Here is a 19,740-nt window from a genome sequence, read left to right as displayed (position 1 = left end):
GGATAGAAAAATGACACAAGACAACTCACAAAAAACTACCCCTGAAGCCAAAAGCCTTACAAAAAAAGAGCGCGAAGCAGCCTGCATTCTTTGTGGCAAATGTGTTTCTGTTTGCCCCGTCTTTCTTGCCACCAAGCAGGAAGAACTTACACCGAAGGCAAAACAACGTACCATTGCTTCCCTCAAAGAAAATACGCAAAAGCTGAATGTTACAGACTGTAACAAGTTAGCAGAGATGTGCATTTCCTGCGGTAAATGCGCTCAAACTTGTCCTCAGGGACTTAATTTTCCAAAGCAGCTTGCCAACATGCGTGCAGCCCATTCCGGCTGGCGTCAATGGGTATGGAACCGCTGGGTTAATCAGGGCACTGTGCTTTGGCCCATGCTTTCCACCTTAAGCAAAGCCGCACCGGACTCTAAAGGGAAAAACGAAGCAACCCGCTTCGTGCAGTCTATTCAAGCGATGCAATCCCCGACAGATATTCCACCGTACATTGCCATCGCCAAATACGATCAAGAGCTGGCAAAAGGACAACGAGTACTCCTTTTTGCAGGATGTACCGCCAACCGCGTGCAAAAAAGCTGGAAAAAGAAAAGCGAATCCATTCTTAAAAACCTTGGGTACCAGCTTCTTCCTGCCAAAGAGTTAACGTGCTGCGGACTGACTCTAGATCACGCAGGCGTGCCAGAGGCTGCACACAAAAGCCGGATGCAGAACCTACGCGCATGGCGAACAGCAGAACGTCCTCTTCTCGTGACATTCTGCGCAACCTGTTATCTCGGATTAGCTGAATATGCCCATGATGAGTCTTTAGACTGGGCAGAAGGCGAACAAGAAGCGTGGACAAACGCATTGCGCCCTCTTTCTTCGTTATGGGGCGATTCACTGTTTACAGTCGACACGCCAAGCCATCTTCTTATCCGTTACCATCAGCCGTGCCACTGGCATGGAAAAGATGCAGATTATGCATGGCTGAAGGAAGTTCTTTACGAAGAAATAAGTGCGCCGGACTCCGCATCATGTTGCGGCATGGGCGGTATCGCGCAACTCGGCAACCGTAACCTTACCCGAACCGTTGCAAGTCGCTGTTGGGATAATTTACTCCAAAAGCCACTAAAAAAAGACGACAGTATTCCATGTTACAGCAAACCGCAGGGAAACTGTCTTTGTGATCTTTATGACGAAGAAGATGAAGAAACACTGGAACTTTGTGACGAGGTAGAATCGACATATCTTGTTATTACCGGTTGCAGCGGGTGTACACTTCAGCTTCGAGGAACATCGCCAACGCACAACGGCGAAAAAATAAAGGTGGGACACTGGCTCGATATTCTCGCGCCATAATCGTTCCTAGGTGCCTATAACAGGCAAAAAGAGGCTGTGCCCCTTGCCAATCCTCATTGCGTTATTAACTGTAATCCAGTACAAATTGTTGGATTGTCCTGTGTCTCAGTGACAACGATCACAGCCCGATTATTACAAATTTTCCTCTCCATGTTCATTTGGAGTTATATACTGTTTTCAGGAGAAAGAATGATCAACTTCGTTATCAAAAAAGTATTCGGCTCTCAGAACGAGCGCTACTTAAAAACCCTGCGTCCGCTGATTGCTGAAATCAACGCACTTGAACCTAACGTTCAGAAAATGCAGGATGAAGACCTCCCAGCACGTATCGCCGAACTCAAGGTAGAAGTTGCCAACGGAACAGAGCTCAAAGAAATTCTCCCTGAAGTTTTTGCAATTGTTCGTGAAGCCAGTGTGCGCGTACTTGGTATGCGTCACTACGATGTACAGTTGATTGGTGGCTGTGCACTGCACGACGGCAAGATTGCTGAAATGAAAACTGGTGAAGGTAAAACACTTGTTGCTACCCTGCCGGTTGTCTTGAACGCGCTTACAGGTAAAGGCGTGCACGTAATTACCGTGAACGACTATCTTGCCACCCGTGATGCTGAATGGATGGGCAAACTTTACAGCTTCCTCGGTCTCACCACGGGTATCATTGTTCACGGCCTGAATGATGAAGAACGCAAAGCCGCTTACGGTTCCGATATTACATACGGTACCAACAACGAATTCGGTTTTGATTACCTGCGTGACAACATGAAGTTCTACAAAGAACAGCTCGTACAGCGTCCGCACAACTATGCGATCGTCGATGAAGTCGACTCCATCCTCATTGATGAAGCCCGTACTCCTCTCATCATCTCCGGTGCCTCTGAAGATTCCACCGCCCTGTACGGAAAGATTGATACGATTGTTCCGTACCTTACAGAAGATACTCACTACACAATGGATGAAAAAGCCCGTTCTGCATCTCTTACAGACGAAGGCGTTGTCCGTGTAGAAGAGCTCTTAAAAATCGACAACCTCTACGATCCAACCAACATCACCCTGCAGCATCACGTATTGCAGGCACTGAAAGCACACAAAATCTTCAAGCGCGATGTAGACTACATCGTTAAAGATGATCAGGTTGTTATTGTTGATGAATTTACCGGCCGTCTCATGCCGGGTAGACGCTTCTCAGATGGTCTGCATCAGGCACTGGAAGCAAAAGAAGGCGTTAAAGTTGAAGCAGAGAACCAGACACTCGCTTCCATCACCTTCCAGAACTACTTCCGCATGTACGAAAAATTGAGCGGCATGACTGGTACCGCAGACACAGAAGCTGTTGAATTCCAACAGATTTACAACTTGTCTGTATGTTCTATCCCGTCAAACCGTCCGCTGACCCGTAAAGATTTTCCGGATGTTATCTACCGCACCAACCGAGAAAAATTCAATGCTATTGCAGATTCCATTGCAGAGCTGCACAAGGCTGACCAGCCAGTTCTCGTTGGTACAATCTCCATTGAAACATCCGAGCTTATTTCTCAGCTTCTCAAACAGCGCCGCACCCCGCACAGCGTATTGAACGCAAAGCACCACGAGCAGGAAGCGGAAATTATCGCTGAAGCAGGCCAGAAAGGCCGCGTTACCATTGCTACCAACATGGCTGGTCGTGGTACTGACATCGTGCTCGGTGAAGGCGTAACAGAAGCTGGCGGCTTACACATTCTTGGTACAGAACGCCACGAATCACGCCGTATCGATAACCAGCTGCGTGGTCGTTCCGGTCGTCAGGGTGATCCGGGTTCCTCCCGATTCTACCTGTCTCTGGAAGATGATCTCATGCGCTTGTTCGCATCCGAACGTATGTCCGGAATGATGCAGAAGCTTGGCATGGACGAAGGCGAGCCTATCGAAAACAGCATGGTTTCAAAAGCAATCGAAAACGCACAGAAACGCGTTGAAGGTCGCAACTTTGAAATCCGTAAAACTCTTCTCGACTACGATGATGTTATGAACCAGCAGCGTGAGGTAATCTACACCCTTCGCCGCGACATCATGATGAACGAAAGTCAAGAAGAGCTTATTCAGGAATTCCTCGGTGATCTCATGGATGCCCTCTACGAACAGTGGAATGCAACCAAGCCAGAAGATCGTAAAGAACTTGCTGAAACTCTGCCAGCACAGCTGGACGAAGTTTTCAACCTCTCCGCATCTATCGACATTAAGCCTGTTCCATCAGAAGAAGAAACACACAAAGCGGTTCAGGATCGCCTTGCTGTGCTCAAAGATGACGCAAAAGAAGTATATGAAGATGTACTGCGCTACTTCCTTCTTGAAGAACTCGATCGCTGCTGGAAAGAACACCTTCTCACCATGGACCATCTCCGCGAAGGTATCGGTCTGCGTGGCTACGGTCAGCGCGATCCTAAGCAGGAATACAAACGTGAAGGCTTCGAACTTTTCCAGGATATGCTTTTCCGTATCCGCGAAAACGTGTTCAAGGCACTTACCCGTCTGCGCATCCAGCGTCCTGAAGAGGAAGAGCAGGAAATTCTTCGCGACGAATTCCGTCACAAAGAAGAAACAGACGTTACCTACTCCGGTAGTGAAGATGAGCATAAGCCGTCCAAACGTGCCGAGCCAAAAATTGGTCGTAACGCCCCTTGCCCTTGCGGCAGCGGCAAAAAATACAAGAAATGCTGCGGCGCTTAAAGCAGGAATAGAACATATAGCCTGCGGCGCTTTTTTGAAAAGAATTGCCTGCGGCGCTTTTTATTCTTTTTTTGAGTTTTTATGCCTTCGGCGTGTCTCCGACGGGGAAGGGCTCCGCCCCTCCACCCCGCAAGGGGGAATCCCCCTTGACCCGATTAGCGAAAAACGCACGTCTCTAAAAACAATTACGACTTAATTACGCTTTATTAAAGGGTGGAGTTTTTAACTCCACCCTTTTTCTTTTTTGCGATAAAATTCAAAAGTACTCCCAACAAAAAATTTTGTTCTAAGACAAATCTCTTTTTCAAGCATTTACCACGACAAAAGATTGTCTTGAGACAGATCCTCCGCCTTCTTCCCCTTAACACCAAAGTCAGTGGTGCATAAGCCGCGTGAGAACATAAGCAACAACATGTCTCGCATAATAAAAAGTTTTGAAGGGGGTCTGGGGGAAACTTTGCAAAGCTTTAGCCGTTCTCGAAGTATGAGAGATTACGGATTAAGACAGTGAAACAGTTTCAGCCCAGCCGCCGGAGGCAAAGCCCCGCAGGGTCGCCAAAGGCAGCCACCTCTGGAAAAAAAGCGTCGCAGACCCGCCAGAGGCAAACACAACAGGTCAACTGAGCACAAGTTACCATTGAACTTATTGCTAGCCATTGACATTCTAAGAAGTCTCGCAAATTATGACGTGTTGATTAATGGAACTACGTTTTAACCAGTAACAAAGACGAGAGATGCCGTGGATACTCCTAAAGGATACAAATACGCTGCCATTGAAGGGAATTTAAAGTATTCTGGCAGACTCGACCTTGCTCTTATCGTAAGTGAAACACCTTGCGTTGCAGCAGGTACGTTTACGACAAATAAATTTCAGGCTGCTCCTGTATTGGTCGCCAAAGAGCTTGTAGAAAATTCTTCACGAGTTCAGGCTGTAATGATCAACGCTGGCAGCGCCAACGCATGCACTGGCGAAGAGGGGCTTGCAAATTGTAGGCGATCACTGGAGCTTGTTGCTTCTGGTCTTGGGCTTACATCTGATGCAATTCTTCCTGCTTCAACCGGTGTCATCGGCTTACAGTTCGACATGGAAAAATGGGAAGCTGCGGCACCTGTTCTTGTTAATGCTGTTGGCAACCATACGGGTGATGATTTTGCTGATGCAATCATGACCACGGATACCTTCCCTAAAAAAGCCAGCCGATCCATTGTTGTTGATGGTAAGACTGTTACCATTGCAGGCATGGCGAAAGGCGCAGGTATGATTTGCCCTAATATGGCAACCATGCTGGGCACTGTAATTACAGATGCTAAGATTGACGCTGCTATGTGGAAACGCATTGTGAAGGTCGCTGTTGACGGCTCATTCAACTGTGTTTCTGTAGACGGTGACACTTCTACAAACGACTGCGTTCTTGCTTTAGCGAACGGTGCGAGTGACGCGTGTATTACGGATGCTACTGAAGCAAAATTTCAACACGCTGTAACTGCGATCATGCGTGAGTTATCCTATCAGTTGGTGCAGGATGGCGAAGGTGCTACCAAAGTAATGCAGATTATGGTTTCCGGCGCTAAGAACGACGCTGAAGCCGATCAAGTAGCACGTACTGTTGGACATTCTCCGTTAGTAAAGACTGCCATCTACGGTAAAGATGCTAACTGGGGTCGTATCGTCGCAGCAATTGGTCGAAGTGGTGCAGAGTTTGAAGCAAACGATGTACAGCTTACCATGTGCGGAATTGAATTATTCAAGAATGGGCAGCCTACTGATGCAGACTTTGACACCCTTCTTAAGCCGTATTTAGAAAAACGTGATATTCTCATCGACATTGTTCTTGGAAATGGTGAAGGTAAAGCTGAATTATTTGCATCTGATCTGACTCATGAGTATATTAACATCAATGCAGATTACCGCAGTTAGCAGCGGTTTTCGCGCAACCCTACAGAAAACGCCGCATATTTTAAATTTATTTTTAAAATTGCGCTTGACAGTTACCCCTCGTTTTCTGTAAACACTCTTTCGTCGCAACGAAGCAATGTCTTCGTGAAGACCACAAAACACGGTGAGGTGTCCGAGTTGGCCGAAGGAGCTCGCCTGCTAAGTGAGTATACGCCTTAAAAGCGTATCGAGAGTTCGAATCTCTCCCTCATCGCCAGTGTTTATTTGGGTTGTATCGCAAGATACAACCCTTTTTTTGTGCCCGCTGTTCAGTTGGCACGTCATCACCTTCCCCATCTTCGATGCTTTTTGTAAAGCGAATCAAGCAAGTTCTGTGCTTTCATGCCTGTAGGCTTCATGCTCATGTTTGCAAACCGTATGAGTGCTTAATCGTATACATGTCTTTCTATGGATGTACTTCTGGTATCCATGTGTCTGTGCTTATCCACACGTACACTATGTTTAAGCATGTTACCGGCTACAACCCACTCCGTTTACATTCACTTATCACACGACTACTCAGCCATACTCATTCCCATATTCTTTTAAAGAGAAGTCTTTCTTTGTCTGCAAAAAACTTCTGGGAATTGATGCATAATATTCGATGATCACTTCATTATAAAAACTTCCTATTCATATTCTATAGAATAAAGAGGCTTTTTCTCCGTATTCAATCTGTACTTTTATTATCTTTCTTCCAGTCTATAATGTTGGCTAACGTAAAAAACACGCAATACATTCGTATTGTGTGTTTTTTATTGATATGTATTCCAACTTTTCCGGAAGGGATGATTAATGAAAAAACTTCTCCTGCTTATATCTATTGCTTTCTTTGCAACCTATCCATCCACTTTATCCGCAGAGATATACAAAAACCTTATTCCTCAAGAGAACATTTCTGAATGTATAGTTCACCACGACTTCTATTCGCTTGGGTATGATGAAGATACAGAACAAGCAGCTTGGGTCATGTACGAGTATACCAAGGAAGAAGCCAACACTCCTAGGGTACAACGAAAAGACAGGTTCCGTCCTGACCCTGCGATTCCTACTCGCTCCGCGAATTTACGGGACTACAAAAAATCCGGATTCGACAGAGGACATCTTGCCCCAGCCGCAGACATGGCCTTTTGCACACGGGCAATGCGTGACTCCTTTTTCATGTCAAATATGAGTCCACAGCAACCTAAATTTAATCGCGGTGTCTGGAAAAAACTCGAAGCAACAGTCCGTCGCTGGGCACAGCATGACACTGTTATCATAATCACTGCAGGCGTCCTTCATGGTGACCGATTTATCGGACGAAATAAAGTTCTCGTTCCCGATGCCTACTATAAAATTGCGTACATACCCTCCCAAAACAAGGCTATTGGATTTCTTCTCCCGAATGAAGGTTCAAAGAAAAAACTACATTCTTTCGCCGTGCCGATTGATACCATCGAGACAGCAACAGGTATCGATTTCTTTTCTGCACTGGAAGATTCTCAGGAAAATGCACTGGAAAGCCAATGCGACATACAGAGCTGGGAATGGGGGCGTTCAAAGTAATCCTGACTGCACAAAATATCTGCTAGATAACGCTCGCGATAACATTACTTTCATGTTTAACTGCACCTAACGTTAATCTTGTATATGCCATCAGCATCTAAAGAATTTTAAAAGTTTTCCCTTACTATATTGCTGCATTGGGAAAGCTGCTGCAACCATCAGATTAAATTCTAGAAGCGCACACTGATGCATATTTCATCAACAGCCATCACGTTGCGGAGATCCTATGAACGAGCAATATCGCATTGAGCGTGACTCTCTTGGCGAATTTCAAGTTCCTATAGATGCGTATTACGGGGTACACACAGCCCGTGCTGTACTGAACTTCACCATCACCGGCATCCCCTTGCATCACTTTCCGGAGTTAGTCGTATCACTTGCACGCGTAAAAAAAGCGTGTGCTCTTACAAACTTTGAAAGCAAACTCCTTACAGACATTCAAGCCAATGCCATCATTGAAGCATGTGACGACATTATTGAAGGTGATCATCACGATCAATTCATCGTCGACATGATGCAGGGCGGCGCAGGCACCTCTACAAACATGAACGCCAACGAGGTTATTGCAAACCTTGCTCTGGAAAAAATGGGCTATGAGAAAGGTGATTACATCCACCTGCACCCGAACGATCATGTTAACTGTTCACAATCCACAAATGATGTGTATCCGACCAGTGCACGCATTGCAGTTTTGAGCAAATGCAAAGCGCTGACAGATCAGCAGCTGGAACTCAGTGAAGCTTTTAAGGGACGGGCAGAAGAATTCAGCACAGTTCTAAAAGTCGGTCGAACCCAATTGCAGGACGCAGTGCCGATCACACTAGGCTCTGAATTCGCGGCATATTCAGTGACCATCGAAGAAGATGTTGAACGCGTTGATCAGCTGTCTCAATTGCTTAAAGAGATTAATCTCGGCGGCACAGCTATAGGCACTTGTATTAACACTCCCCCGCATTTTTCCTACAAGGCAGTCCGTCACCTCAGTAAACTTGTCGGATACGAACTTACTCCCGCTGCCAACCTTATTGAAGCGTCATCAGATATGGGTGCCTTTGTTACCTTCTCTGGAACGCTTCGCCGTATAAGCGTAAAGCTTTCCAAAATTTGTAACGATCTCAGATTGCTTAGCAGTGGCCCTTGCGCAGGTTTTGGTGAAATATCACTACCTCCGGTACAGGCTGGATCGTCCATCATGCCGGGTAAAGTAAATCCGGTTATTCCCGAAGTCGTAAATCAGGTTGCATACCAAGTTATCGGGCACGATGTAACAGTGACCATGGCTGCGGAAGCTGGACAGCTCCAGCTTAATGTTATGGAACCTGTCATTATTTTAAACGTGTTGCAGTCTGTTCACATGCTTATTAACGCAATGCACGCCCTTGCAACCAAATGCGTTAACGGCATCACCGCTAACGAAGAACGTTGTGAAGAGCTTCTGCATAACAGCTCTGTAATGGCAACTGTCTTGGTACCAATTATCGGCTACGAAAAAGCTGCAGACATCGCAAAACTTTCTCTTAAAGAACGTATTCCGGTTGCTGAGGCAGCCGCTAAACTTGGGATTCTGACAGAGGAAGAAGTCTACGACGCCTTTACCACATGCCATTTGGCATAGCCCTATTCATTTTTCTGTAATCCAGTACATAACAAAAACGCCCCTGACAGAGTGACTCTGTCAGGGGCGTTCATTTTATCAGGATAACAGGTAGCGGCTAAGCGGCATCACCTGGTGCAGAATCTGCACCCTTTCGTTTTTCATTTTCTTCTATGGATTCTTTCAAAACTGCCTCAGTATCGTTCTCTTCTTGTGCTTTTTTATTGGTCAATTTTTCCCAGCGCACTTTTGCGCCTTCTTTAAGGGAACAAAGCACAGGTACAACAAGCAAGGTGAGCATTGTTGCGACAAACAGACCGAAGATAACTGCTACAGCCATCGGACTCCACCATTCAGTTGAGTCTGACTTCGTAATGAACGAGAACGTAAAGAAGTCAAAACTAATGCCCACTGCCATCGGCAGCAAACCTAGAATGGTTGTAATCGCGGTAAGCAGCACAGGGCGGAAACGAGTAAGGCCAGCCTTAACAAGCGCCTCACGTGTTTTCATCCCTTTAGCTCGCAACTGTTCAAAGTAGTCAATAAGTACAATTGCGTTGTTAACAACAACCCCCGCCAATGAAATTACACCAACACCTGTCATAACGACACCGAACGGCATTCCGCAAATGAGAAGCCCTCCGAACACGCCGATAAGAGACAGTAATACGGATGTAAGAATAATAAACGGCGTTGCCATTGAATTGAACTGCGCCACCAGCACAAGGAAGATAAGGAAGATCGTCGCAACAAATGCTTCAGTAAGAAACTCCGAAGCTTTACGCTGCTCTTCCTGTTCTCCCGAGAAGGTGTATGAGTAGCCGCGAGGCCAGCTCAGTTCTTTAAGGCGCACATCAAGCTCACGAATAACGTCGTTTGCAAGACGTCCTTCGACGTTTGCAGAAACCGTAACAACTCGTTTCTGGTCTTTATGGTTAATAGCACCAAGACCGGAGGCAAGCTTAACAGAGGCTACCGATGTAAGCGGAATAGGTTCGCCATCTGCGCCGGATACGGTAATACGACGTAACGCTTTAATAGACTGACGTTCGCTTTCAGGAAGCTTTGTCAGAATATCGTATTCGTCTTTTCCTTCGCGGAATACGCCAACTTTTACGCCGTTAATCGCTGCCTTGATGGTGTATGCAATTGTATACGTATCAAGACCGAGCAATGCTGCACGTTCTTTATCTACACGAATCTGTATTTCCGGTTTACCGGAAACAAAGTCGTCTTTTATATCAACAGGTCCCGGGATATCACGCATGACAGCACGAATGTTATCAACAATCACACCAAGCTCGCGCATATCCTTACCGTACACTTCCAAGTTGACTGGAGAGCCGGTTGGAGGACCACCTTTTTCTTCTTCAACACGCACTTCTGCACCGGTGATCATAGCGGTAAGGCGGTCACGCACCTCATTAATAATATCAGAGGACTGAACTCCACGTTCTGCGATTGGCTTAAAGTCCAGAGTTACAGCACCAAGATGTGTACCAGTGCCACCGCCGCCGAATGTTCCGCCGGAGCCGGAACCTGTGTTGGCAATAACAAAACGAACATCTTTATACTCTTCCCCAACACGTTCAACCACACGCATAAAACGGTCTGTGGCATCAAGGTTTGTTCCCACAGGAGCCTTGATGTTTACGTTTGCGCGCTTAGGTTCTGCTTTTGGAAAAAACTCAACACCTTTGCCGTAAGTTCCGAACGCAAAGATAGATGCGAAGAACATTACTACAGAAATACCAAGGACTATAACCCGATGATCCAAAGACCAATTCAACATCCCAAGATAGATACGTCGTACACCCGTAATATGTTCTTCACCGTTATCCATAAACTTAGCCGGAGCCGCAGTTTGGAACCGTGATGAGAAGACAGGGTTAATAACCAACGCAACAAACAGGGAGCCAAAAAGTGCAAGGATTACTGTACGAGGCAGATAGGACATAAATTCGCCCATAATGCCCGGCCAGAAAATCATCGGGAAGAAAGCACCCACAGTTGTTAATGTAGAGGTAATAACAGGCCATGCAACTTCATTCGTACCATCCATTGCAGCCTGAAATCTGCTTTTTCCTTCCTGCATATGCCTGTAGATATTTTCTACAATAACAATGCCGTTATCCACCAGCATCCCGAGCGCAAGAATAAGCGAGAACAGCACAACCATGTTGAGCGTGATGTCCAGCATTCGTAGCAGCACAAAAGTAATAAGCATGGAAAGCGGGATTGCTATGGAAACAAAGAAGGCAGATCGTCCACCGATAAATAAGAATACAACCGCAAGTACCAGCACAAGACCAGTGAGAATGTTGTTCTCAAGGTCAGACACCATCATGCGGACGTCTTCTGCTCTATCGCCGACAACATCAAGAATCAATGTTGGCGGGAGGAACTTTTTAGCCTCTTCAAGCGCTACAGTAACGCCTTTGTTTACCTCAATAATATTCTCACCGCTTCGCTTAATGATCTGAAGCGTAACGGCATTTTGTCCGTTCATACGGCTCCGCGTTACAGGATCTTTGTAATGATCCTGAATTTCGGCAATATCTCGAAGGTAGACAGGCTTTCCATCGCGCACAAATGCAACAATGCTATTAATCTCTGAAGGAGTTTGAAAGTCCTCTGGAACACGAACCTGATAGCGGGCGTCACCAATATTCATGGAGCCGCCCGGCATGTTCACATTGCCCTTCTGAACAGAGTTCACCAAAGCGCTAAACGGAACATTGTATGCACCGATACGATCAAGGTCGAATTCAACATGAATCTCGCGTTCGAGGCCACCCATAAGGCGCGCGTCAAGAACACCTTGAACAGATTCAAGTTTGTCTTCTAAATCTTCAGCAAAAACCTTCAGCCGTTTCAAGCTAAAGGGACCTGACAATACAATCTGCATTGTCGGCATATCAGAAAAGTTCGCTTCCGAAACAAGCGGGTCATCTTCTAAATCGCCCGGAAGGTCGCCTGTTGCCTGATCAACTTTATCACGCACTTTCTGCAGTGCATCATCAATAACTACGCTTGGTAAAAACTTAATCGCAATGGCGGATTCACCATCTTTAGATGTTGATCTAAGCTCTTCAACATCTGCAAGACCCTTGAGTTTTCTCTCAAGAGGAATAGTTATCAGCTTTTCAATATCTTCAGGGGCAACACCTTCGTAAGTTGTATTTACGAAAATATATGGAATCGTAATATCTGGCTCAGCTTCACGCGGCAGTGAAAAATAGCTACTTAAGCCAGCTAAAATTATAAGCCACAGTAGAACAAATACTACAGACTGCCTCTTCAACGCTACTTGGTTAAGTATCATCGAACATCCACCTTCACGCCGTCTTCAACTTCTCGCTGCCCTGCTACAATCAGGTTTTCACCGACATTCAGACCGGCAATAATCTGCACCCTGTCGCCATCAATAACGCCAAGAGTAACTGTACGGGCTTCTGCTACGCCATCTTTTTCAATAAATGCGATACGTTCTCCGCCTTTATCGATGACAGAGAATAGTGGAACAGATACGATATCGCTCAAAGCACGACGTATAAAACTTGCACGCGCAATCATACCCGGACGAATACGACCGTCTGCATTTTTAACAATGATTCGGACGGGGAACGTACGGGTTGCAGGGTCTGCTTTCCATGCAACGAAATCAACAACGCCGCTCCAATTCTCATTCGGGTAGGCATCAAACACAACTGGTGCAATCTGCCCTTTAGAAAGAAAGCGGACATCCATTTCCGGCACACTGAACGTAATTTTAATCTGATCAACGTTCACAATGTTTGCTATAGGATTGCCTTTAGAAACATATTCACCCGGATCAACATTAACTTTGTTCACAACACCGGAAACAGGAGAAACAACAATACCGTGCTCGTAGTTAACTTCTGCTTCTCGCAGATTTGTTGCAGCAACAGTAAACTCTGTTTCAGCCTGCTCCAATTCTTCGCGTGAAAGGACGTTACTTTTGTAAAGCTTTTTACGGCGGTTAAGCTGGTGTTTTTTCATTGTAAGGTTTGCATCAGCACGATCTTTGGCAGCTTTCAATGCCTCAAGATCAATACGAACTATCTGCCCGTTTGCCGCAACAGAATCCCCTTCTGTTACACCAACCCATTCGATAAGTCCGTCTTGCTCTGCGGCTAGTGCTACATCGTACATAGCTTCTGTTTGACCCGGCAGCATAATTTTATCTGTAATTGCAGCTGGAATCAGAGTTTCAACCTTAACATTTACAACATATTCTTTTGCAGTCTGCACATTCTCTGTCGTGTCGCTTGCTTCATCGTTGCTACATGCCGTCAGACTTACGAGCATGCTTGCAACAATCAGCATCGCACAAATTTGGGAAATCAATTTCTGCATCCATCAACTCCGAATAGTTCTTAATGCCCCCAATAGAGAAGGCAGTAATATGTTGTGCAATACCAAAGACTTCATCATCAGTGAAAACTTTCTGATTTCGAACTAACAATAAGTCATCAATATGCATTGCGTAGAAAAATAGCTGTGAAAAATAGCCGCTTGTCAACGAATCAAGTTGTTTTGGCCCCCATACATTCCCAGTCATTGCGTCGATAATCGGGATAACTTCCCCGCGTAATTCGAGCCAATCTTTCTCTGAGACATGCAAGAATTCTTCAAAATCATTAATGAAGGCATCAAGCAGTAACTTGTTAAGTTCCCAATACTCATCACCATGCGAGATAAGCATTCCACTCACGCAAGCCAACGTAAAACCAAACAATCGTTCTTCGGGTTCAGCAGAATCTGTTAATCCACCATGCAGCGGGTATATCCCCCGAACCTCATGCAAGAACTCTTCTAAAACAGCAGCCAATAGCCTATTTTTATTACCAAAATGATAATTTACAGCAGACACATTAGCATTTGCAGCAGTACAAATTTCACGCACTGTTGCGTTGTGTCCCTTTTGAGAAAAAATGATGCGGGCCGTATTAAAGATACGGCTACGGGTATCCAACGCACTTTGTGCTTGATTACGCCGTTCTCTCCATGCGTGTAACGCCTGTTCCCGCGATTTATAATAATTACGCGCAATTTCTTTAAACTGCGCGGGAATTATCTTTCTATCCATTCGAACCTCACCTCAAGCAAATTCAAACACCGTTTGAAATCTTATTTCAAACAGTGTTTGAATCTGTCAAGTGGTTTCTATTTTTCGCGCGAAATGAACCTGTTGAGACAAAGAACTTAGTCACATTCTGACACTTCTTTTTTTTCACTTACAGCAACAATAACCATAAAGCATGAAAATCTGTTCTTTTTACTCAATACAAACAGACACTTACTTTATCCATAATTCCAAACCCTATATCGGCTCCGGTTAAAGTTTTTTCTAAAATTTCCGATAGATAACTACACCGAGTTACAACTTTCATTCTTTATTATGAAATTTATATGTGCAAACAAAATTTGATTATAGAACTATAAATAACAGCTCACTACTTACTTCAAATACAGAACTCAACCAGCAGTACATCGTGCACGCTGGATAAATGGCTTGCTAGATTGGTACATCATGACCACCCATTGGTGTATCAAAAAACAATCACAACTATCGGGGGCTAGAAGAATGGAGCTAAACTTTAATCGCAAATTGATCGGCTCTGTATTGCTTGTAATTGTCACACTGTTAGGTGTTCTTAGTTGGAACAACTACTCAGTTTCACATAGTGCACTGGTAAAACTTGGTGATCAGTTTATCAGCACAATGGTTGTGGGACTAAAAGACAGTGTGGAAATGCAGCACCAAATTACACTTGAAAAACTCGAAACCGATGTAAGTGTTTTTGATGATGAAATCGAAAACCACGGTGGGTTACGTGTAAATTCACAAAAAACTGTAACAACTACTATCACCAACCAAATCAGCAAAAAGTCTGAATCTGTAACAATTCCAGTCCTTCAGCTTGGAGCAGAGGATTCCGCTACGGTGCTGAACACAAGCAACAAACTTGTTGATAAAGTTCAGGACATGGTCGGTGGTACTGCAACAATTTTTCAGGCACTTCCGGGAAAACTTCTGCGTGTTTCCACCAACGTCAAAAAACTTGATGGGAACCGTGCAACTGGCACGTACATTCCTGCCACCAGCGCAGTGTACAAAACAGTTATGAACGGTCAAACCTTTCGCGGTAGAGCCTATGTAGTAAACGCATGGTACGTTACAATATATAAGCCACTCAAAGATTCCAGCGGCAATGTTATTGCCGTTGTGTACTGTGGTAGGCCTATGATGACCCCGCCCCTGCTCGAGATGATTAAAAAGATCACCTACGATGGACATGGGTATCCGTTTATTGTGCGTTCTGACGGTAGCTTCGTATATCATCCGGACGCAGCACTCATGGCCAACAGCAACTTGAACGACACAGAAGCCGGTAAGATTATGATGAAGAATAAAAACGGCTTCACCCAATACGAATACCAAGGTACAAAGCGTCTCTCATTTTCTCAGACTATTGAAGCCAGAGACTGGCTGATCTATTTCACAATACCAGAGAAGTACTTGAGTCTTGGTGCCGATGAAACTTTACAAAAGTTAAGCATTGCAAGCATTGCAGGCGGCATTCTTATTTCAAGCCTTGTTCTTATATTCCTGCTGCGTAATTTACTCCGCCCTCTCGAAGAATTAAGCAATACCACAAAAAAAATTGCTGCTGGCGACCTAAATGCACGAACTGATTATCATCTAAATGATGCTATCGGAAGTACTGTGACTTCAGTTAATACAATGGTTGCAGAACTTAAGACCAAGCTTGGTTTCTCAGAAGGTGTTCTAAAAGGCATTCCAACTCCGTGTTCCATCATCGGACCGGACTTCACAGTAACTTGGGCAAATCAACATCTCTGTGACTTAATCGGAAAAACAGGAACTCCTGAAAGTTATGTCGGTGTAAGCTCCGGCAAGTTCTTCTATAACGATGACAGCCGTGAAACTTTATCTGACAAGGCTATCCGTTCTGAACAATCATTACAGAACGACATTGAGTACAAACATCCTGACGGAAATATTCTCTACATTGCTGTCAGCACCACTCCTTTCTATGACATGGATGGTAAACTGCTCGGTTCAGTAGCATTCTGGCATGATATGACAGAAATCCATGAAAACGAGTCTGTCATTCTTCGTCAGAATGAGCGTATTGCTGACACGGCTGCACAGGCACATTCCATTGCAGATCAAGTGTCCTCTGCTGCTGAAGAACTGTCTGCACAGGTAGAACAGTGTAGAGTCGGCGCCTCCACTCAGGCTGCGCGCGTCGGTGAATCTGCCATTGCTATCGAGGAAATGAACTCTACCACCCTTGAAGTAGCTAGAAACGCATCCGATGCTGCAGAAAATGCGGATGATGCTCGTAAAACAGCCGAAGAAGGCGCAACGGTTGTCTCTCAGGTAATGACCTCAACAGAAGAGGTACATTCCCACGCCAGCTTAATGCAAAAGACTCTTACGGAGTTAGGAACACAGGCTGACGGGGTTGGTAATATTATCAGTGTGATTAATGACATTGCAGACCAGACAAACTTGCTCGCACTCAACGCTGCAATTGAAGCAGCACGAGCAGGAGAGGCTGGACGAGGCTTTGCAGTTGTTGCGGATGAAGTCCGCAAGCTTGCTGAAAAGACAATGAATGCAACCAAAGAAGTTGAGTCTGTGGTACAGGGCATCCAAAAAAGCACCCACGGCACTCTCGATCATATGCAAGGTGTTGCTGAACTTGTAGAAAACACCACTGCCCAAACACATAATGCGGGCAAGGCGTTAGGACAAATTGTAGATACGGTTATGGAAACTTCTGACAGAGTACGATCCATCGCTACGGCTGCCGAAGAACAATCCGCCGCCGCAGAACAAATTGCCGGAGCAGCCGGTGAGGTCAACCGCCTTGCGGATGAATCAGCACTGGCGCTTACGGAATCTTCACACGCAGTGGTTGAGCTTTCCAGACTAGCTCAGAGTTTAAAAACACTTATTGATGATCTCCAACAGTAATAATGAAAAAAGAGTTCGTGTGTTAGGCACGGGCTCTTTTTTTTATGGTTTCGATATAATTTTCGCCATCCAGATCACGCCAACAAACACATCCGCACTTGAAAATGCTACCAACGCTCCTTCATAACTTCAGTCTTCACTCTCTGCCCTATGGGTGATATGGCGTTCTTGTCGGTACATAAAACCATGCAAGCATGTATTGCTGCCACCACACCTTGCTATATATTCAACGTAACATTGGCAGACTGTACAGGAGAAGACTGTGTTTACTGAAAAAGCTAACGAATGCATTACGCATGCGCATCGTGGTGCACGAGCTTACGCTCCGGAAAATACCATGCCCGCGTTTCATATAGCCCATAAACTTGGTGCTGAAGCGATAGAGCTTGATGTAAACCTGACTAAGGATGGATACGCGGTTATTTTTCATGACTACGTGCTCACCCGCACCACCAACATTGCAGAACTTCCACATCTGCAAAAACATGGCGAAAAAACAGGTATTCATCACCTGACACTCGAAGAAGTGCAAACCCTTGATGCTGGCAAGTGGTACGCAGAAAGCGACCCGCATGCGCAGATTAAAAACGGCAAAGTTTCCGCTGAAGCTGCATCAGCATTTACCGGCACTACCATTCCCACATTAGACGAACTGCTCATCTTTATTAAACAGTCAGGCATGCTGCTCAATCTTGAGATAAAAGATCAGACTACAATCGATGATCACAGCCATACCATTGTGCACATCATTCTCGAACAAATTCTCAAGCATGACGTAAAAGAACAGACAATGATCTCTTCTTTCAACCATGACTATCTAAAAACTATTCACACAGAAATGCCGGACATGCCTTTGGGAGTTCTAACTGAAGAGCGCATCGAAAAACCTGTTGAATACTGTAAACAGCTTAACGCTTCCGCATACCATCCATGCCGCACTTTTACGACAGCAGACGACATCAAAGCCCTGCACGAAGCCGGACTCATGGTTAACATCTGGACAATTAACTGCGAACATGAATTATACGCCTTTGCAAACTGGGGAACTAGCGGCCTTATCTCCGATTTCCCAGATCGTGCCATTGCCGCCATACAAAAAGTAATCTCAAGCTAGCAAACACAATTAACAGGAGTTCTCCGTGCCGACATACTCAGAAAAAACTCTTCAAGAATGGAAAACAGATCCTCTTATCCGTGATGCAATAGCGCTGGCTGAAACCACATGGTTCAATCCGGACACTCTACCGTTTGTCGATGCAATGAAACACATTGCACTTTCAAAAGCAGATGTTGAGGATGCAGCAGCACGGCTCGAACGGTTCCGTCCATACATCGAAAAAGTTTTTCCTGAGACACAACAGGCTCAAGGACTTATTGAATCTCCGCTTCGGCGCATCTCGAATATGCAGAGTGTATTAGCAAACTATTTCAATATGTCGTTGTCTGGAGAACTTCTGCTCAAATGTGACAGCCACCTGCCTATCTCCGGTTCGATCAAAGCTCGTGGTGGCATCTACGAAGTTCTCAATCATGCAGAAAGCCTTGCGTGCGGAACCGGACTCCTTTCCCTCTCCGACGATTATTCAAAATTGGACAGCGCAACATTCCGTCAATTTTTCAGCAACTACACCATCGCCGTCGGCTCTACAGGCAACCTTGGACTCTCCATCGGCATCATGAGTGCTCAGCTCGGATTCTCCGTGAGTGTTCATATGTCAGCAGATGCAAGGCAGTGGAAAAAAGATATGCTGCGCTCAAAAGGAGTAAACGTCATCGAGTACGATTCCGATTACTCCCTCGCTGTTGCGGAAGGTAGAAAACAGGCAGAAGGCGACCCAAGCTGCCATTTTATCGATGATGAAAATTCCGTCACACTCTTTATGGGATACGCCGTGGCAGCGGAACGGCTCAAAAAACAGCTAACAGAAGCAAACATCACAGTAGATACAGAGCACCCGCTTTTTGTTTACCTCCCATGCGGAGTAGGCGGTGGCCCCGGCGGAGTTGCTTTCGGTCTCAAGCTTGCCTTTGGTGACAATGTTCATTGTTTTTTTGCAGAGCCAACCCATTCTCCAGCCATGCTCATCGGCTTGCATACAGGCTTGCACGATGCTGTTTCTGTTCAGGATTTTGGAATAGACAACCGCACAGTTGCAGACGGCCTTGCCGTCGGTCGCCCTTCAGGCTTTGTAGGCAAAACATTACAACACCTGATAGATGGTGCTTTTACCGTCAGTGATGATACCATGTTCGAGCTCTTGGCACTGCTTGCAGATACAGAAGATATTTGGATGGAACCTTCCGCACTTGCCGGAATGTCGGGCATTGCGCGCATTCAACATAACGAAGAGTACCTGCATCAACACGGGCTGCAAGATCATATGAAAACAGCAACACACATTGCGTGGGGAACAGGCGGGAGCATGGTACCGCGTGAAGAAATGCAAAAATATTACGAAGCCGGCTGCAGGTTGCGCGACAAGCCTTAGCCAATCACGCCCTCGAGCGAACACAATGCAAGTATCATCAACACGTTACTGAAAGATACAAAGAGAGAAGTCTTCTCCTTTCATCCAAAC

The 19,740-nt window shown here is 45.5% G+C and carries 11 protein-coding genes, 1 tRNA gene and 1 pseudogene; 10 read left to right on the top strand and 3 right to left on the bottom strand.

The annotated features are described in order from the left end of the window. Nucleotides 1-10 precede the first annotated feature (10 nt). The 6 genes from ACZ5V1_RS01005 (at nucleotide 11) to ACZ5V1_RS00980 (ending at nucleotide 9,147) form a co-directional block, all read left to right on the top strand. Nucleotides 11-1,345, top strand: a complete 1,335-nt coding sequence (locus ACZ5V1_RS01005) for a (Fe-S)-binding protein (RefSeq protein ID WP_464390199.1) — start codon at nucleotides 11-13, stop codon at nucleotides 1,343-1,345. A gap of 189 nt (nucleotides 1,346-1,534) precedes the next feature. Next, a complete protein-coding gene (gene secA, locus ACZ5V1_RS01000) occupies nucleotides 1,535-4,048 on the top strand; it encodes a preprotein translocase subunit SecA (protein WP_464390198.1) in 2,514 nt (837 codons plus the stop codon). A gap of 739 nt (nucleotides 4,049-4,787) precedes the next feature. Then, entirely contained in the window at nucleotides 4,788-5,966 is a 1,179-nt protein-coding gene (argJ, locus tag ACZ5V1_RS00995) for a bifunctional glutamate N-acetyltransferase/amino-acid acetyltransferase ArgJ (protein ID WP_464390197.1), read from the top strand. Nucleotides 5,967-6,107: 141 nt separating this feature from the next. Next, nucleotides 6,108-6,201: transfer RNA gene (locus ACZ5V1_RS00990), tRNA-Ser, on the top strand. Nucleotides 6,202-6,779: 578 nt separating this feature from the next. Continuing rightward, the gene (locus ACZ5V1_RS00985; protein ID WP_464390196.1) at nucleotides 6,780-7,532 is read left to right on the top strand and encodes a DNA/RNA non-specific endonuclease; all 753 of its coding nucleotides are present in this window, start codon (nucleotides 6,780-6,782) and stop codon (nucleotides 7,530-7,532) included. 226 nt (nucleotides 7,533-7,758) lie between these two features. Next, nucleotides 7,759-9,147, top strand: coding sequence for an aspartate ammonia-lyase (locus ACZ5V1_RS00980; RefSeq protein WP_464390195.1), 1,389 nt, complete (start codon nucleotides 7,759-7,761; stop codon nucleotides 9,145-9,147). A gap of 97 nt (nucleotides 9,148-9,244) precedes the next feature. Here the strand turns inward: ACZ5V1_RS00980 and ACZ5V1_RS00975 are convergent, their stop codons facing one another. The 3 genes from ACZ5V1_RS00975 to ACZ5V1_RS00965 are packed head-to-tail and all read right to left on the bottom strand — an operon-like array spanning nucleotide 9,245 to nucleotide 14,239. Continuing rightward, nucleotides 9,245-12,451 carry an efflux RND transporter permease subunit gene (locus tag ACZ5V1_RS00975; RefSeq protein ID WP_464390194.1) on the bottom strand — a complete coding sequence of 1,069 codons (3,207 nt, stop codon included), beginning with the start codon at nucleotides 12,449-12,451 and terminating at the stop codon, nucleotides 9,245-9,247. Then, nucleotides 12,448-13,506, bottom strand: coding sequence for an efflux RND transporter periplasmic adaptor subunit (locus ACZ5V1_RS00970; RefSeq protein WP_464390193.1), 1,059 nt, complete (start codon nucleotides 13,504-13,506; stop codon nucleotides 12,448-12,450). The genes ACZ5V1_RS00975 and ACZ5V1_RS00970 overlap by 4 nt, the downstream gene beginning before the upstream one ends. Beyond that, nucleotides 13,433-14,239, bottom strand: coding sequence for a TetR/AcrR family transcriptional regulator (locus tag ACZ5V1_RS00965; RefSeq protein ID WP_464390192.1), 807 nt, complete (start codon nucleotides 14,237-14,239; stop codon nucleotides 13,433-13,435). The genes ACZ5V1_RS00970 and ACZ5V1_RS00965 overlap by 74 nt, the downstream gene beginning before the upstream one ends. Nucleotides 14,240-14,683: 444 nt before the next feature. Between ACZ5V1_RS00965 and ACZ5V1_RS00960 the strand changes: the two are divergent. From ACZ5V1_RS00960 to ACZ5V1_RS00945, 4 genes and pseudogenes are all read left to right on the top strand, one after another. Continuing rightward, a pseudogene (locus ACZ5V1_RS00960) lies at nucleotides 14,684-16,210 on the top strand (Cache 3/Cache 2 fusion domain-containing protein); the annotation flags it as partial. A 6-nt stretch (nucleotides 16,211-16,216) separates the two neighbouring features. After that, nucleotides 16,217-17,161 (top strand): methyl-accepting chemotaxis protein, encoded by a 945-nt coding sequence (locus tag ACZ5V1_RS00955; protein ID WP_464391595.1) that lies wholly within the window; start codon nucleotides 16,217-16,219, stop codon nucleotides 17,159-17,161. 262 nt (nucleotides 17,162-17,423) lie between these two features. Continuing rightward, on the top strand, nucleotides 17,424-18,275 hold the full coding sequence (locus ACZ5V1_RS00950; protein WP_464390191.1) for a glycerophosphodiester phosphodiesterase: 852 nt from the start codon (nucleotides 17,424-17,426) through the stop codon (nucleotides 18,273-18,275). A gap of 25 nt (nucleotides 18,276-18,300) precedes the next feature. Beyond that, nucleotides 18,301-19,650 (top strand): D-serine ammonia-lyase, encoded by a 1,350-nt coding sequence (locus ACZ5V1_RS00945; RefSeq protein ID WP_464390190.1) that lies wholly within the window; start codon nucleotides 18,301-18,303, stop codon nucleotides 19,648-19,650. Nucleotides 19,651-19,740: the final 90 nt, after the last annotated feature.

The organism is Halodesulfovibrio oceani subsp. galateae (assembly GCF_055397225.1).
Note: the sequence above shows the minus strand (reverse complement) of the source record. Positions and strands in the feature narration are given on the sequence as shown.

Coding starts and splice junctions, on each gene's coding strand:
- ACZ5V1_RS00985 (WP_464390196.1), top strand. CDS start 6,780: ATGAAAAAACTTCTCCTGCTTATATCTATTGCTTTCTTTGCAACCTAT.
- ACZ5V1_RS00970 (WP_464390193.1), bottom strand. CDS start 13,506: ATGCAGAAATTGATTTCCCAAATTTGTGCGATGCTGATTGTTGCAAGC.
- ACZ5V1_RS00965 (WP_464390192.1), bottom strand. CDS start 14,239: ATGGATAGAAAGATAATTCCCGCGCAGTTTAAAGAAATTGCGCGTAAT.
- ACZ5V1_RS00980 (WP_464390195.1), top strand. CDS start 7,759: ATGAACGAGCAATATCGCATTGAGCGTGACTCTCTTGGCGAATTTCAA.
- ACZ5V1_RS01005 (WP_464390199.1), top strand. CDS start 11: ATGACACAAGACAACTCACAAAAAACTACCCCTGAAGCCAAAAGCCTT.
- ACZ5V1_RS00975 (WP_464390194.1), bottom strand. CDS start 12,451: ATGATACTTAACCAAGTAGCGTTGAAGAGGCAGTCTGTAGTATTTGTT.
- secA (WP_464390198.1), top strand. CDS start 1,535: ATGATCAACTTCGTTATCAAAAAAGTATTCGGCTCTCAGAACGAGCGC.
- ACZ5V1_RS00955 (WP_464391595.1), top strand. CDS start 16,217: ATGGATGGTAAACTGCTCGGTTCAGTAGCATTCTGGCATGATATGACA.